Consider the following 15,625-nt stretch of genomic DNA (forward strand, 5'->3'; position numbering starts at 1 on the left):
AGCACTTTGGTTTTTAATTGTATACTTGTTGTCTACTTTTTTTACTAGTAAAACATGTAGCGTTTACCTAATGTATACGTAATTTATATTCGTATTATCTATCTCTATTTTATTTTTACTATTCAATAATATTTTATAAAAAAATAAGATGATAGTCCGTTTATTGAGGAAAAATTACTATTCATTATTTTTTATGAAAAATTATTTTCAAAAGAATTTTTCAACTAAAAAAAAAATTATGAAGCCTGAAACGAAATACACTAAAAGTGGAGAAATTAATATTGCTTATCAAGTTTTTGGTTCAGGTTCTATTGACTTGGTCTATATTCCAGGGTGGGTTTCTAATATTGATTTAATGTGGGCTTGTCCAGAGTTGGTTAGCTTTTTAGTGGAACTAGGGAAAATAGCCAGAGTTATTCTATTTGACAAGCGCGGAACTGGACTTTCTGATCGTGTTGTTGATTTTTCTACTTTAGAAGAACGTATGGATGATATTAGAGCTGTTATGGATATTGTAGATTCTAAAAGGGCTGTTTTATTTGGCCATTCTGAAGGTGGTTCTGCATCTGCTTTATTTGCTGCCACTTATCCAGACCGAACCATCTCCTTAATTACTTTTGGAATATTTGCTAAACGCATGCGTGCTCCTAATTATCCTTGGGCACCCTCAACTGAAGAGCGACAAAGGTTGTATGATATGATAGAAAACAGTTGGTGTGGTGGTGAAATGCAATTGGAAACATTAGTGCCTTCTAAAGCTACAGATAAGGATTTTATGAATTGGTTGGCTAGTTACTTTAGGTCTGGTGCAAGTCCTACGGCAGCTATGAAGCTTACTAAAATGAATACAGAGGTAGATATTATTGATATTCTAGGCTATATTAAAGTACCAACTTTATTAATGCAACGTACTCATGATATTGATGTGAAAATTGAGGAAGGGAAGTTTATAGCTAAACATATTAAAAATTCGAAGTTTGTTGAGCTTGACGGAGATGATCATCTTTTTTGGGTTGGAAACACACATGAAGTTTTGGAAGAGATGAAAGATTTTATTAGAAATACAAAAGCGGATGAATACACAAAAAAAGGATTGTTAACGGTTTTATTTGGGCAAATAGTGTCTTCTTTAAAATCTAATTTTAAACTTGATATGATTATTGAGTTTGTAACAACCTTTGGAGGAAGTATTATACATAAAGATAAGAATTGTTTTGCAGTGGCTTTTGAAGTTTCTAGTAAAGCTGTTAACTGTAGTACCGATTTATTAAAAGCCTTACAAGATTTAGAAATATCTGTAGCTATGGGAATTTATATAAAAGAAGGTTTTCATGAAGGTGATAAGTGTCTGGATGAAAAGGATAATCATATGGTTACGTCAATACTTTCACAATTAAATCCTAATCAAATCTTAGTGACTCAAACAGTTAAGCATTTATTGTCAGGATCAGGCTTCGATTTTACTCAGGATACTTCCATACTTGATTTCAAGTCTAATAATTTATGTAAACTATATGATGTAACTAAAAAGTCAAAATTAAACAATCAAAATGATACAGCTAAACCTTATGTTTTTTGTTCTTATGATTCGTTCTTAGAAGATGCTTTGCAGATTATTGATGAGCATTTGGAAAATGATGGTTTTGGTGTAGAAATGCTTAGTAGAGAAATGCGATTAGGGCAACGTCAATTACAACGTAAAATTAAAGAAACTACTAATAAATCACCTAATCAATTGATTACTTCTATTCGTTTAAAAAAAGCTAAAGAAGCTTTACTTACTTATAATTATACTGTTTCAGAAATAGCTTTTCAATTTGGATTTACAAGTCCTTCTTATTTTTCCAAATGTTTCAAAAAAGAATATGGTATTTGTCCTACTTCTGTTTTGCAAAAGTTTGAAAATAAGATAGAAAGCCTTCAGTTTATGATGTCGTAAATGTAATAGGATTGTGCGGAATTGTTACAGTTGATCGTTGAAATTACCTCTAATTTTGATCCTGTAAGATATCTGATTTCAGGTATTAGTTTTAATAAAATTCAAACGCAATGATTCATACCACTCTTGGCATTTTAAAAGATAAGCTTAACGAATACTTTGGATTAAAAACAGACGTAGATCATAACCTTATTAATTTTATTGAAAGTAATAATAATGATCCTGTAACTTTTGCTACAGATTCAGTAACACCGTTTTTGATTAATATTTCAGAGGACCGCAAATTCAGAAATCCAGATCTTTACTCTGGAATGGTTCAAGATGGAATAAGAACTCAAATAAATCCTGAAATAAGAATTGAACTATTGGTTCTATTTGTCTCAAAATTCAATGATTATTCCCAAGCTCTTAAATTCCTTTCTTATGTAATTAAGTTTTTTCAAGCAAACCGGGTTTTTACTCAAAATAATACCCCAGAACTTCTAGATGAGAATATAGAAAAATTAACTATAGAACTTGTGACTCTTCCTCTTGAAGAGCAAAATCAAGTATGGCATTCTTTGAATACTTCTTATCTGCCTTCTGTTTTATATAGAGTTCGACTATTATCATTCATAGATGATATTACTATTAAGGTCACAGGAAGTTCTATAAATGATTTACAAATGAATATAAAAGAAACAACAACAACATGAGATACCGTGTTTTTTTTCAAATAGAAATTGTTCATCCTTATTTTTCTACTGCTGCAGCGGATCTCATTATTTTACCAGATGCTCAAACAACATTGTTTTTAAGTAAGCAACGTTTTCTAATTAGAAGGACAATAAATGGAATAAAGATATTAAGAGCTATTAATGAGAATGATGAAAAGTTGACTGCTATAGAAGTGGAAAATGTATTTGTTTTTAATATTTTTCCAACATCTGAAAATGTTAGAGAGTTTACTGACACCTCTATGGTTGAAACGGGTAAGATGTTATTATTTTCTAATGAAGGATTAAGTAAAGGTAATGTTGAGTTAATGAAATCTAAAACCTTTCAAGAGGGGAAATATCAAAATTTTCCTGCAATAGCTAGAGTGGAAATAAAGGGAGGAGAAATTATATCTCAATCAAATGGTTCACCTCATTTATATAAAGCTCTTTTTCAATCAAGAGCAATAAAATGGAAATATTATTTTGTATCTAACTCAAAAACTACCGATTTAGCTATTGCAACAAGAGATCAGCAACTGAAATTTACTCAGTTAGAAATTAAGGAAGACTTTTCAGATAAGATAGTCCAATCTCTAACGTTAAATTTTCAAGATACTAAAATTATAGTTTTTGAATCTAATATCGACATTCCATACAGTAAAACACCTATAAAAAATATAAACCTTAAACAAAATGGATTAATACTTATTAATCATTTGCCTAATCCAGAAGTACAAGACAATGGTATTCAGATTATTAAAATTTAATAAAATATGAATATTTCAAAAAGAGTTTAAAGTAATAAAAGAGTTTTATAAAAAATAAAATTGTAAACATTTAATAAACAGTAATAAATATGTCTAATTTTTTTACACCCGATGTGTATACAGAGGAAATCCCTCTTTTACCACAGTCAGTAGCAGAAGTATCAACAGCAGTTCCAGCTTTTATTGGCTATACTGAAAAAGCAACAAAAGAAGGAAAATCTTTAGCCAATAAAGCTATTAGAATTTCAACTTTATTAGAGTACAAAGAGTTTTTTGGTGGAGCTAAATCGGTATCCTTTGATGTAACGGTTGCTAGTGATGAAACAATAACAAATGTTAAGGTTGAATCACTGCAAAATAAGCTATACTATGCTATAGAACTTTATTTTAAAAATGGAGGAGGCGATTGTTATATAGTATCTATAGGAAGTTATTCAGACACTTACAACAAACAAGATTTTTTAAACGGACTTGAAACATTAAGTAAAGAAGACGAGCCTACTTTGATCATGCTAGGTGAGGCAACTCATTTACAAGAAGTGGATTATTATGAAGTTTGTCAAGAAGCTTTAAAACAATGTGCAGACTTAAAAGACCGATTTTGCATTTTAGACGTTCAGAAGAATGAGGGAGATGCCATAGAAAAGTTTAGAAATGGAATAGGGGCTAATAACTTAAAATATGGAGCAGCCTACACACCTTATTTACAAACTTCCCTTAATTATGTGTATAGTGATAGTGATGTGAATATATCTAGTTTATCTTCTTCTTCAGAAAGTACTCTTAAGTTTGATTATGATAATGCTATCACTATCATATATAAAGGTGATGCGGAAGATAATCCGAAATTTAAAATTAACAAAACAGGAACATCCTTTGGTTTTTCAATAAATGATACGAAAGTACTAACTATTTCTAATGTAGGAGAAGGAAAACCAGTGGAAGAAGTACTTGAGGCATGGAATAATTTTCCAGATAGAGGGAATTTCGAAATACTATTAATAACAGAAGGCACTACAGTAAAGTCTACGGATCTAATTACTTTAGAAAAAGTTACTACTAGTGGAGAAACTTTTAAATTAGATAGTAAAAAAGGAACCGCATTATACAGTAAAATTATAAGCGAACTAGCAAAACAACGTATCATATTGCCTCCTAGTGTAGCTGTATCTGGAGCTTATGCAACCACAGATCGTGAGAGAGGCGTATGGAAAGCTCCAGCAAATATAAGTTTAAATGGCGTTGTTGCACCTGTAGAAAAGATAACGTCAAAAGAGCAAGAAAGACTTAATGTAGATGCTACATCTGGTAAGTCTATCAATGCCATACGGAGTTTTGTAGGTAAAGGTACAATGATTTGGGGAGCAAGAACACTTGCAGGTAATGATAATGAATGGAGATATGTTTCTGTCCGTAGATTATTCAATATGATTGAAGAATCTACAAAAAAAGCGGCTCAGTTTGCTGTTTTTGAATCTAATGATGCTATTACTTGGTTAAAAGTAAAAGCTATGATTGAAAGTTTTCTTTATGGAGTTTGGCAACAAGGTGGTTTAGCAGGTTCTGTTGAAAGTCAAGCTTATTTTGTAAATATTGGTTTGGGTAAAACCATGACGCAACAAGACATTCTTGAAGGTAAAATGATCGTAGAAATAGGTTTAGCAGCAGTACGACCAGCAGAATTTATTATACTGAAATTTTCACACAAATTGCAAGAGGCATAATTAGGATACATTATTTAACTAGAAAATATTAAAAAATAAAAATATCATGGCTTTAACAAAAGAACAAATTAAAACCGATTATCCTCTTCCTATTTATAATTATAGAGTAGATATCAACGGAGAATCTATTAGCTTTTCAGAGGTTTCTGGGCTAGAATTATCTTTCGAAACTTTTACGTATAAAGAAAGTTATGCATCAGGAGGTAAAGTGGGACCAAATATTATGTACATGCCTGGACAAATTCAACCTGTTACTATTTCGATGAAAAAAGGGTTAGTAAAAGGGAAAAGTATTCCTGTTTTTTATAATTGGATTAATTCAATTCAACTCAATCAAGTGGATAAAAAGGATATTGTAGTTCATTTATTAGATGAAACTGGAACTACCGTAGTAAGCTGGAAAGTAATTGATGCTTTTCCTACAAAACTGACAGCACCATCTTTTGATGCCAATTCAAACGATGTTGGTATTGAGTCTATGGATTTAATGGCTTATCGAGTAACCATGGAAGAAGTTTAGTTTTAAATGAACTAAGCTAAGTTACCAGATTTTACTGGATGAATTTCTAATGGATATAAAAATCATTTTTAATGGCAATAGATAAAAAAACAATTATAGATAGTTATCCTTTACCTGTGTATAATTATCAGGTAATCATTAATGGTAGTGAGGTAATGTCTTTTTCAGAAATTTCAGGATTAGAAATAGAGCGAGAGCATGTTTTATATAGACACGGGTTTAGTTGGGTTGTTGGAGATCACTTGATTAGAGCGCAACGTAAGCCTATTAATGTTAGCCTAAAAAGAGGTGTTGTTAGACAGCGAAGCTATTTGTATGATTGGATGACATCTGGTACAAAAAAAGACATTAGAATAGAACTATGTGATGAAGCTGGTATAGCAGTAGTAAGTTGGGAAGTGTCGCGAGCACTTCCCCTCAAACTAGAGGCACCTTCATTTGGAGCAAGTAACAACGATGTAGCGATAGAAAGTCTAGATTTAATTGCCCACGATTTAAGGATAAAATATAATAAAGAGTAGTATATGTCAGAAGTATTAAAAGCAATAAATTTTGCAGATAGAGAGCCTACATTATCGCACAGGTTTGGCGTTTTTTTCTTAAAAGGAGGCCTTATACCAAATCCAATAGATTTAAGGTTTCAACGGGTTAGTGGTATCAGTACAGAAGTACAGTTAGAGACCATTAATGAAGGAGGAGAAAACCTGCATGCACATCGACTACCTTCCAGAATGAGTTATAACAATTTGGTACTAGAGCGAGGATATATAGCTAGTGCGATACCTTCTCCACTAAATATAGAGTTCAATGCAGCATTTTCATTTTACAAATTTAATCCATCAGATGTTTTGATTACCCTGTTTAATGAAAGTAGTGTTCCTATCGGTGGATGGCTTTTCAAGAAAGCCTATCCAGTAAAGTGGTCTGTATCCGATTTAGATGCGCAGTCCAATTCAGTTGCTGTCGATACAATGGAATTAGCCTATACCAGATTTCAAATTTTAAGAATGTAATATGGCTGTAGAAATTAAAGAAATAGTAATCAGAGCAATCGTGTCTAGCACTGTTCAAAATGGAGCAGATAATAACGAAGGATATTACTCTAAAGGGAATAATGATGCTTTGGTGCAAGAATGTGTAGATCAAGTTTTAAAGATATTGAAAAAGAAAAATCGAAGATAATATGTCAATTATAGATAATTTAAATCCATTTAAACTTCAAAAACTGAGAATTTGTTCCTACGAAAAAGCAGCTAGAGAAATAGGAACAGGAGAAGAGGTTGAGGTTATGTTCAATCCAGAGTCTGTACAAAAAAGATTTAATAATGGATATTATAATGTACCAGTAACACCTATTGGTCAGGGTACGGTAGATTATTCACATAGTGCACCATCATCAGTAAGTATGAAGCTTATTTTTGATGATACGCAAGTAAATGAATATGCACATGTGATAGCGATAAATAAATTTAATTCTAACTATAGAACGGTATCAGACAGAATTGATGAGTTTTTAAAACTTATCGTAAAAAGAAAAGGTGCCACCCATGAAACACCGCATCTTACCATTAGTTGGGGAAAGACCTTGAATTATCAATGCAGACTCCAATCTTTGGATATTAACTACACCTTGTTTGATAGAAGTGGTAGTCCATTACGAGCTGAGTTATCGGTCTCTTTTATAGAAGATGATTTGCCTGTAGCACAGGTTGTTAAAGCCGAGTTAGAGTCTCCAGATTTAACACATTATAGAATGGTGAAAGAGGGAGATCAATTACCTCTTATGTGTGAGGCTATTTATGGTTCCCCGAATTATTATATGGAGGTGGCACGTGTTAATAAAATAAAAGACTTTAGGAATCTTAAACTAGGACAGGAAATTTATTTTCCACCTATAGTGAAGTAATTATGGCAATAACTGAAACGATAAAAAGTGATGGACAGACTCTGCAATTGGGTACTTATGAACTTATTTCTATAGATACAAATAAGGAGTTTAATAAAATACCTACTGCAGAAGTTAAGTTATATGACGGTAGTGTAGCGAAACAAGAATTTAAAACATTAAATGACAATGCTTTTTTACCAGGATCTAAAATTGAAATTTTTCTTAAAAAAGAGGGCGAATTAGCTACAGAGGAAAAAGTTTTTGAGGGTATTGTAGTTAATCAGGGATTAGAGCGGTCGATGGATAGATCTATCTTAACAATAGAACTTTATGATATGTCTTTAAAAATGACAGCTTTAAGAAGCAGTACTATTTATAAAAATGAAACTGATAAAGAAATTATAAAAGGTTTAGTAGAAAAACATGAATTGAAGGTTGGAGAAATTGACAAAACAACAACTAGACATGCACAAATGGTACAATACTATGTTTCAGATTGGGATTTTATGCTATCTAGGGCAGAAGCAAATGGTCAATTAGTAGTAGCAAATGATGGAGAAATAGAAGTTGTTTCACCTAAAATTCAAGATCCTTTTTTAACATTAAAGTTTGGTATTGACCTGTATGACTTTGATTTAAAGTTTAATGGTCAGGATCAATATAAAGAGGTGGTTGCTTTTGGTTTGGATATAAAGGTTAATGCGATTAAAAAAGGTGAAAAGGAGCAAAAGGATAAAGAATTAACTTTCACAAATCCTAAAAAAGGAAATGAGTATAAATTAGACACTATAGGGTATAATGATATTTCTAATATAGCTTCGGTAATAGGAGCGGAACAAGCTCAAATAGTCCATGCGGCTCCCTTACAGTCTTCTGAACTCCAGGCTTGGTCAGATGCTCAAATTATAAAATCAAGACTGTCATTAATACAAGGTGCAATCAAAATATCTGGTAACGGAACAATAAAAGTAGGACAAACTTTAAAAATGGAAAATGTAAGTCGCTTTAATGGCAGTCATATTATATCCGGAGTTCGTCAGGTATATACAAAAAACAAGGGTTGGTATACCTATCTGCAAATTGGTATGGATAGGGCATGGTTTACATCAAGAACAGATATGGTAGATCCACAAGCGGCAGGTTTGCTTCCAGGAGTTAATGGTTTGCATTTAGGCACAGTCACTGGACATAAAGAAGATCCAAATAATCAATTTTTTGTATTGGTAAGTATTCCCGCTTTTCATAAAGATAGTAAACCAACAGAGGTGAGTGCTCTATATACTTCTCTTGATGCTGGTGCTAATCATGGGATTTTTTTTCCACCACAAATTGGAGATCGGGTGGTCTTAGGGTTTTTAAATGACGATCCTAGACAAGCTATCATATTAGGAGCAATGCATAGTTATAAATTGCCAAACACAGTCAAAGAAAAGAATAAATACAGAGGAATTTTTACAAAATCAAACTATAAGTTGCTTTTTGATGAAGAAACTCAAATGGTCATACTCTCTACTGCTGATGAGAATAACGAAAAAGAAAATAAAATTTGTATAGACCAAAAGCAAAAGTGCATCAATCTAGAAGATGCTCACGGAAACAAAATCGAGTTAAATAAAAACGGAATAACGATTACAAGTATAAAAGACTGTCAAATTAAAACAGATGGTAATTTTAGTATTGAAGCAAAAGGGAATGTTAAAATTAAAGGAAAAAAAGTTGATTTACTATAAATAAAAAAACTAGAAATGAGAAAATACATCTAGAGTTATCAGTCAATGAAATAGTTATAATATCAGTAAGTTTAAGTCAACAAACCTACTCAGCTCTGGCCGATTTAATTCGGAAAATATAATAATAATGTTTTTAGTTACAACTTACTGTAGGAGATAATCTTATAGTGAATGAATAAAAATTAAAAAATGATAAAGTATGGAAAATAAATTTTTAGGAAGTGGTTGGGCTTTTCCTCCTGTATTTGCATCAGGTGGAACAACAGTAGAAATGGTTTCAGGTGAAGAAGATATCAAGCAAAGCCTTCAAATTCTATTATCTACTTCACTAAAAGAACGAGTAATGCATTCAGGATTTGGTTGTGACCTTAACCGTTTCTTGTTTGAAGAAGTAGATCAACGCTTTGTTAATGATATTAGTAATATGGTATCAAGATCGATACTTCTTTATGAACCAAGAATAAAGGTAGAAGGAGTGACTGTTAAGGATATGGATATAGAAAATGGAGTAGTACATATCGCTGTAGATTATATAGTTCGTACTACAAACAATCGTTTCAATTTGGTGTATCCTTTTTATATTAATGAGGCATCAACTGGAGCTTTTACCCTTTAATAAACACATTAATTAATAATGAATCAAATAATTAGGAATGGTGATAGCGTCGTTTTCTCAAGTTCAGGACCTATTATGTTACTGCCTCCTTTACCAGTAACAGCTATCAAAGCTACTGGAGAAACAACTATTAATGGTAAAAAGGTTTGTATAGAAGGAGACGAAAAGAAAGTAGAGATATCCTGTTCTTATACCGTGCCACCATTTATGATACCAGGTTCTGGAAAATTAAAAATACAAAGCTTAAGCCCCGAACAGTTAACTAAGAAAACCAAAAGTGGTACTAAAAGTCTTATTTTGAAAGGTAAACTATTTATAGCCATTTTTGAAGTAGAATCTCCAGCGAAACAGCCTCCACCTACAAATGCACCTGATCCTTTACCATTCTATATAGTTAAAGGAGAATTTATAGCAAATAATACTAAAATAAAGGCTACTTAATAAATATAGTTTTAGAAAAGATGATCAATAGTTTAAAATCTCATAACCTCCTTTTTAGGGATGGAACCAGTCAGGAAGATCGTAAAACAGATGCTATCCAACCAGACTACATACCAGTGGAAGAGCGTAGCATGGAACAGTTAATTGCTGAAGCACAACGTTTAGCCAAAGAACTTCACTTTTTTAATACCAATAACGAAGTGATACTTGGAGAAACTTGGGAAGCTTTTTTAATTGATGATCCAATAGTTTACAACAAAGAACCAGAAATTGGAAGTCAAAGAAGAAATTTACGTGAACAATGGGCTAACCAATTAGCAACTTATGTTGAAGATCCAGAACATTTTCTAAAGGATCAGGAAAAGGTGAAAAAGTTATCTAGACCTCATTTAGTTTTGTTTATGACTTTTTTGAAGTTGCTAAACTATGTAAAATCTCAGATTAATGGATTGACACAAAAACACCTTGACTTTTATTTCAGAGAACGTTTAGGTCTCACACCTAAAGAGGCTGTTCCAGATGTAGTGCATGTTTTGCTAGAATTAGTAGAAAATTGTGAGGCTTTAGAAGTAAAAAAAGGAACGGTATTACTGGCAGGAGAAGATGAATTGGGAAACGAGTTGCACTATTCTACTAATGAAAACACTATTATTAGTCAAGCCAAAATAACACAACTAAAAAATATTTTTGTAGAAAAACAGTTTCTTACCATCAAAGAAGTACACATAAATAATGAAAATACTGAGGATTTAGGGCTTACCAGTATGATGGAATTTGCGTTGGGACACCCAAAACCTGGAGATGCACTTCCCGAGTTACCAGATGGTGTAAATAATCTTGAGGCACTAATTGATTCAGTACAGAAAGGAGAAGCTAAATCACTTTCTTATGTTTCAGAACAATTATTTCTTTCAATAGGTGATTTTAATGTAATTATTCAGAAGAATCAAGAAGAGAAAGAAGGCTTACCAGTAGATTGGCAAATGGTGTACACTACGCTTGATGATGCTTATAAAAATAAAACGAAACACATAAGACAACAGGAATTAAAAGTAATTCATGAAGAACAAGGGTTTGACCCAATGCTAAAAAAAGTATATGGGAATCCAGAACCAGGAGATAACTTGCCTTTATATCAAGGCCACCAAGCTTCTTTTAATACTATTTATGATGATTTAAATACTGTAGGTCAAAATTCAGATTTAGCTTTAGAATATATAGTGGAGCATCTTAAACTTAAAAAAGAAGATTTTAATGTTGTGATAGAGACTAGTAAGAATCAAAATGCTTCACAAGAGGATTGGAAAAAAGTTTATTGCCTTCTAGAATTTGCCGATCGTCAAATACGATCTGTAATCTTATCATCACCTAGTATAGAAAAATTTTCTGACATCTATGCTACGTCAGACGCTACTGCTTTTACCTTTAGTCAATATGGAGAGGAAGAAGAAAGTAAACGTTTCAAGACTTTTGGTAATAAAGTAGAAACTGAATCAGACCAAGAACTACAACCAGCGACAATAGGTTTTGCGATTAGTTCTCCTACTTTATTAGTAAAAGAAGGTAAAAGAACAATATCGACATTGTTAGATTTAGGATTACAAAATGTTACTATAGATAATTTAGAGACCATTTTTGATAAAAAGACCCCTTTTAAAGTACAGCTCTCAACTAATAATAAATGGTTTACACCTGAAAAAGTATCTTTTACATTAGGAAATTATCTAGGATTAGAATCTGAGGGTATTTACGATATAGTGGTTAAAGATACAATCCTTACAATAAATAGTGGAAAGAGTTTTGATGATGAAGATATAGGTAAATTTATGGTAAGTGATACCAATGTTATTTATGAGATAAAAGAATTTATTTCTGATACCAAAGTAAAAGTAATTGAAGTGGGTGATCTTACTGAGAATTTGGATAGATCCCAAAAATATGCTGCCAATCAAGTCTACTTAAATGCTTTAAAAATAGAAGTAGCACTTCAAGAAGAAGACTTTCCTGTCGTTCCCTTTGAACAAGATAGCGCTTCTTCGTTTATTCAATCAGAGTATCCATCAATGATGGTGCTATTAAATCATTTTTTAGAAGATGCAATAAAGCAGAAAAATTATACAAGCTATTATAAAGAACTAGCACATCTAGTATTGAAAAAAGCACATGTTCGAGTAGCTGTTGAAAGTATAAATAATATCACCTTACAAAATGATCATTATAGTATCGATATAAAAAAACCATTTGAACCTTTTGGTTTTCAACCCGAAACAGGAGATAGTTTTTACTTGGCCAATGAAGAAATTTGCTTAAAAAAACTAGATCAGTTGCGTTTGAATTTACAATGGATAAAACAACCAGCATCTTTTAAAGAATATTACAAAAATTATTGGTTAATAGATAGTGATAATCCAGCACTTAAAGAGGATGAGTACATCATTACAGATAACAGCAACTTTAAAGCCACTCTTTTTTTTCATGACAAAAATGTTGAGGTACCTATAAAACCTATAGCGTTGTTTTCTAATGAAGGTAAAATCAATATAACCAGTATGGCATCAAGAATAGAAGAGACCACACCAAGTTATCACTATAAGTCAAACACTACCGCAAGAGTAGACGAAGAAGAAGTGCTCGAATGGGATCGTTATTTTAAATTAGAACTCGATCCTATAGACTTTCAGCACACGATATACAATACCTTATTTACGAGGCAAGCCTTTTCTATAAAACCAGAAATAAAAAGTTTAAAGATTGAAATACCTTATCAGCCTAAGCTTAAAAATATTCAAATTGGATATACTGCTTATACCGATATTTTAGTAGAAAAAACAGCTACCAAAAGTGTAGATGCACTTTTCCACATTCATCCTTTTGGTTTTGATGCTTTGGATATAGCTATAGAACCTAATTTATTACCTAAGTATGATGATGAAGGTGCTCTTTATTTAGGTTTGGAAGCGCTTAAAGTTCCTCAAACATTATCCATTTTATTTCAAATGGCAGAAGGAAGTGGTAATCCAGATGTAGAGAAACCAAAATTACAATGGAGTTATTTAAGAAATAATGAATGGATAACTCTAAAAGCAACAGCTATCATATCAGACAGCACAAACGGACTCGTTAATACAGGAGTTGTTAAGATTAGCATTCCAGCGGATGCAACTAAAGGAGGCACATTGATGCCAGAAGCTTTACATTGGCTTAAAATAAGTACACCTAATACTATTACTGGAGTGTCTGATACTATAAGTATTAAAAGTCAAGTGATTAGTGCTACGTTTTCAAGTACTGTAATAGCTCCGTCTCATTTTGAAAAACCACTGTTAGCCAATACAATTACCGAATCTTTAGTTCCTATTCCTGAAATTGAAAACATTATTCAACCTTTCACTTCTAGTAAAGGAAAACCAGCCGAAGAAGGTAATGCTATGTATGAGCGTATTAGTGAACGACTTCGACATAAAAATAGAGCGCTTACTATGTGGGATTATGAACACATGGTTTTAAATGAATTCCCTCAAGTCTATAAGGCAAAATGTCTTCCGTCTAGAGAGCAATTAGGTAAGGTCGATGTTATTGTTATACCCGATATAAAAGGAAAACTTCCTTTTGATCCTTTTGCACCAAAAGTAGCAGCAGATACGCTATTTCAGATTCATAATTTTCTGAACAACCATATGCCTATACATGCAGAACTAGAGGTCATTAATCCTTTTTATTTACAGGTGTTAACTAGATGCACTGTAAAGTTTTATCCAGAGTATGACCCAGAATTTTATAAAGAAAAATTGGTAGAAGAAATAAAACGCTTTTTGTCTCCTTGGGCATACGATCACGATAGTGATATAAATATTGGTGGTAATCTTCATGCAAGTGTACTTATTAATTTTATTGCAGAACGTCCTTATATCGATTATGTAGCCAATTTAAAATTATTTCAAAGTGAAGATGGTATAGACTTTACAGATGTTAGAAGTAGTAATGATGGTAAATCTATAGTAATCCCTTCTCGTCCAGATATGGTGATGGTTTCTGCTGCCAATCATTTCATTGATATAGTCGATGAAAAAGGCTATGATGAAGACAGTTTTGAAGGGATCAATTACATGCAAATACAACTAGACTTTGAGGTAGCCAATGATTTTAGTAACAAGACATAAACAAATCATTAAAAAAACATATAAAATAATAAACACATGGAAATTGATAAAAAAAACCGTACAGAACTTAAACACTATTTTAAAGCAAATGATAAGCCTACAGAAAAGCAATTTGCAGATTTTATAGAAGCGGGGATTAATCAGGTAGAAGATGGAATAGTTAAACTACAAGGTAACCCATTAGCTATTGAAGCACAAGGCGAAGATGTAGGAACTCAGGAAGTTTTGGGTTTGTATCGAAGCTTTAGTGAAGATACTCCAGATTGGACTTTTAATCTTAATCCAAGAGTTGACTCAGAAAACCCTAGAAGTAACCAACCTGGATTGAATTTCAAAGACAGTGTTGGGAAGAGTCGTTTATTTATCAAATCGGGTACTGGTAATGTTGGAATTGGTACTATAGAACCTAGTGCGAAACTAACCATAAAAGGTAATAATGACGCTTCTTTATTAGCAGTAGTGGATGCTACTAATGAGCATAAAACAATTTTAGAAGTAACGCAACAAAATGGTGTCTCAATAAAAGGTTCATTACATGTTGACGGAAACTTTAGGGCTAATAATATTTCTAGTAATATTGATCTGGATAGTGATAAAGCTAGTAATGATGCCATTGCTACACAAAAAGCAGTAAAAACTTATATAGATACTCGTCTTCCTAAAGGACTAATCTCTATGTGGTCAGGAAAAGACATTCCTGTAGGATGGGCCTTATGTGATGGAACTAATGGAACTCCTAACTTATCAGGAAGATTTATTGTAGGATTTGATAAAAATACAGGAGACTATAATGTAACAGGAAAAACGGGAGGAGCGAATCAAGTACTACTAACCACAGGACAATTACCAGCTCATAGTCATGCTGGAACTACTAGTAATTCAGGCAATCACGCACACAGTTTCACAGGGGCAACAAAAAAGGGAGATGGGACAGGAACAGGAAGTTCAAACGCTTATTATGGTGCTTTAACTAGGACTACTGCTGCAGCAGGTATTCATAGTCATTCTTTTGAAACAAACCCAACTGGAGGGAACCAACCTCACGAAAACCGACCGCCTTATTATGTATTAGCATATATAATCAAACTCTAATACGGAAACGGCTAAATCCGTTTTTAGATCCAACTTAAAATATACTATAA

14 protein-coding genes are annotated in these 15,625 nt (G+C 32.4%); all 14 read left to right on the forward strand.

What is annotated here, in order from left to right:
• Positions 1–238: 238 nt before the first annotated feature.
• Positions 239–1,939: an alpha/beta fold hydrolase gene (locus FIA58_RS00100; protein WP_165928815.1), complete on the forward strand. Its 1,701-nt coding sequence runs from the start codon at positions 239–241 to the stop codon at positions 1,937–1,939.
• Between the two features lie 110 nt (positions 1,940–2,049).
• Positions 2,050–2,634 (forward strand): DUF4255 domain-containing protein, encoded by a 585-nt coding sequence (locus FIA58_RS00105; RefSeq protein WP_140958766.1) that lies wholly within the window; start codon positions 2,050–2,052, stop codon positions 2,632–2,634.
• A complete protein-coding gene (locus tag FIA58_RS00110) occupies positions 2,631–3,404 on the forward strand; it encodes a hypothetical protein (RefSeq protein WP_140958768.1) in 774 nt (257 codons plus the stop codon). The genes FIA58_RS00105 and FIA58_RS00110 overlap by 4 nt, the downstream gene beginning before the upstream one ends.
• A gap of 89 nt (positions 3,405–3,493) precedes the next feature.
• The gene (locus FIA58_RS00115) at positions 3,494–5,128 is read left to right on the forward strand and encodes a phage tail sheath family protein (protein WP_140958770.1); all 1,635 of its coding nucleotides are present in this window, start codon (positions 3,494–3,496) and stop codon (positions 5,126–5,128) included.
• A gap of 46 nt (positions 5,129–5,174) precedes the next feature.
• Positions 5,175–5,648, forward strand: a complete 474-nt coding sequence (locus tag FIA58_RS00120; protein WP_140958772.1) for a phage tail protein — start codon at positions 5,175–5,177, stop codon at positions 5,646–5,648.
• Positions 5,649–5,719: 71 nt separating this feature from the next.
• The gene (locus tag FIA58_RS00125) at positions 5,720–6,169 is read left to right on the forward strand and encodes a phage tail protein (RefSeq protein WP_140958774.1); all 450 of its coding nucleotides are present in this window, start codon (positions 5,720–5,722) and stop codon (positions 6,167–6,169) included.
• Between the two features lie 3 nt (positions 6,170–6,172).
• Positions 6,173–6,661, forward strand: coding sequence for a phage tail protein (locus tag FIA58_RS00130; protein WP_140958776.1), 489 nt, complete (start codon positions 6,173–6,175; stop codon positions 6,659–6,661).
• Between the two features lies 1 nt (position 6,662).
• Positions 6,663–6,830, forward strand: coding sequence for a DUF5908 family protein (locus tag FIA58_RS00135; RefSeq protein ID WP_165928816.1), 168 nt, complete (start codon positions 6,663–6,665; stop codon positions 6,828–6,830).
• 1 nt (position 6,831) lies between these two features.
• Positions 6,832–7,554: a CIS tube protein gene (locus tag FIA58_RS00140; RefSeq protein ID WP_140958778.1), complete on the forward strand. Its 723-nt coding sequence runs from the start codon at positions 6,832–6,834 to the stop codon at positions 7,552–7,554.
• A 2-nt stretch (positions 7,555–7,556) separates the two neighbouring features.
• Complete coding sequence (vgrG, locus tag FIA58_RS00145) at positions 7,557–9,266, forward strand: type VI secretion system tip protein VgrG (protein ID WP_140958780.1); 1,710 nt, start codon at positions 7,557–7,559, stop codon at positions 9,264–9,266.
• 199 nt (positions 9,267–9,465) lie between these two features.
• Positions 9,466–9,882 carry a GPW/gp25 family protein gene (locus tag FIA58_RS00150; RefSeq protein ID WP_140958782.1) on the forward strand — a complete coding sequence of 139 codons (417 nt, stop codon included), beginning with the start codon at positions 9,466–9,468 and terminating at the stop codon, positions 9,880–9,882.
• Between the two features lie 18 nt (positions 9,883–9,900).
• Positions 9,901–10,323, forward strand: coding sequence for a hypothetical protein (locus tag FIA58_RS00155; protein ID WP_140958784.1), 423 nt, complete (start codon positions 9,901–9,903; stop codon positions 10,321–10,323).
• A 20-nt stretch (positions 10,324–10,343) separates the two neighbouring features.
• On the forward strand, positions 10,344–14,483 hold the full coding sequence (locus FIA58_RS00160; RefSeq protein WP_140958786.1) for a baseplate J/gp47 family protein: 4,140 nt from the start codon (positions 10,344–10,346) through the stop codon (positions 14,481–14,483).
• A 36-nt stretch (positions 14,484–14,519) separates the two neighbouring features.
• Positions 14,520–15,575 carry a phage baseplate protein gene (locus FIA58_RS00165; RefSeq protein WP_140958788.1) on the forward strand — a complete coding sequence of 352 codons (1,056 nt, stop codon included), beginning with the start codon at positions 14,520–14,522 and terminating at the stop codon, positions 15,573–15,575.
• Positions 15,576–15,625 lie beyond the last annotated feature (50 nt).

The organism is Flavobacterium jejuense (genome assembly GCF_006491595.2).
GTDB lineage: Bacteria > Bacteroidota > Bacteroidia > Flavobacteriales > Flavobacteriaceae > Flavobacterium > Flavobacterium jejuense.

What these genes read in the sequence shown, in the direction of transcription:
- FIA58_RS00125 (WP_140958774.1), top strand. Translation starts at nt 5,720, where the DNA reads ATGGCAATAGATAAAAAAACAATTATAGATAGTTATCCTTTACCTGTG.
- FIA58_RS00135 (WP_165928816.1), top strand. Translation starts at nt 6,663, where the DNA reads ATGGCTGTAGAAATTAAAGAAATAGTAATCAGAGCAATCGTGTCTAGC.
- FIA58_RS00110 (WP_140958768.1), top strand. Translation starts at nt 2,631, where the DNA reads ATGAGATACCGTGTTTTTTTTCAAATAGAAATTGTTCATCCTTATTTT.
- FIA58_RS00130 (WP_140958776.1), top strand. Translation starts at nt 6,173, where the DNA reads ATGTCAGAAGTATTAAAAGCAATAAATTTTGCAGATAGAGAGCCTACA.
- FIA58_RS00140 (WP_140958778.1), top strand. Translation starts at nt 6,832, where the DNA reads ATGTCAATTATAGATAATTTAAATCCATTTAAACTTCAAAAACTGAGA.
- FIA58_RS00165 (WP_140958788.1), top strand. Translation starts at nt 14,520, where the DNA reads ATGGAAATTGATAAAAAAAACCGTACAGAACTTAAACACTATTTTAAA.
- vgrG (WP_140958780.1), top strand. Translation starts at nt 7,557, where the DNA reads ATGGCAATAACTGAAACGATAAAAAGTGATGGACAGACTCTGCAATTG.
- FIA58_RS00105 (WP_140958766.1), top strand. Translation starts at nt 2,050, where the DNA reads ATGATTCATACCACTCTTGGCATTTTAAAAGATAAGCTTAACGAATAC.
- FIA58_RS00150 (WP_140958782.1), top strand. Translation starts at nt 9,466, where the DNA reads ATGGAAAATAAATTTTTAGGAAGTGGTTGGGCTTTTCCTCCTGTATTT.
- FIA58_RS00160 (WP_140958786.1), top strand. Translation starts at nt 10,344, where the DNA reads ATGATCAATAGTTTAAAATCTCATAACCTCCTTTTTAGGGATGGAACC.
- FIA58_RS00155 (WP_140958784.1), top strand. Translation starts at nt 9,901, where the DNA reads ATGAATCAAATAATTAGGAATGGTGATAGCGTCGTTTTCTCAAGTTCA.
- FIA58_RS00115 (WP_140958770.1), top strand. Translation starts at nt 3,494, where the DNA reads ATGTCTAATTTTTTTACACCCGATGTGTATACAGAGGAAATCCCTCTT.
- FIA58_RS00100 (WP_165928815.1), top strand. Translation starts at nt 239, where the DNA reads ATGAAGCCTGAAACGAAATACACTAAAAGTGGAGAAATTAATATTGCT.
- FIA58_RS00120 (WP_140958772.1), top strand. Translation starts at nt 5,175, where the DNA reads ATGGCTTTAACAAAAGAACAAATTAAAACCGATTATCCTCTTCCTATT.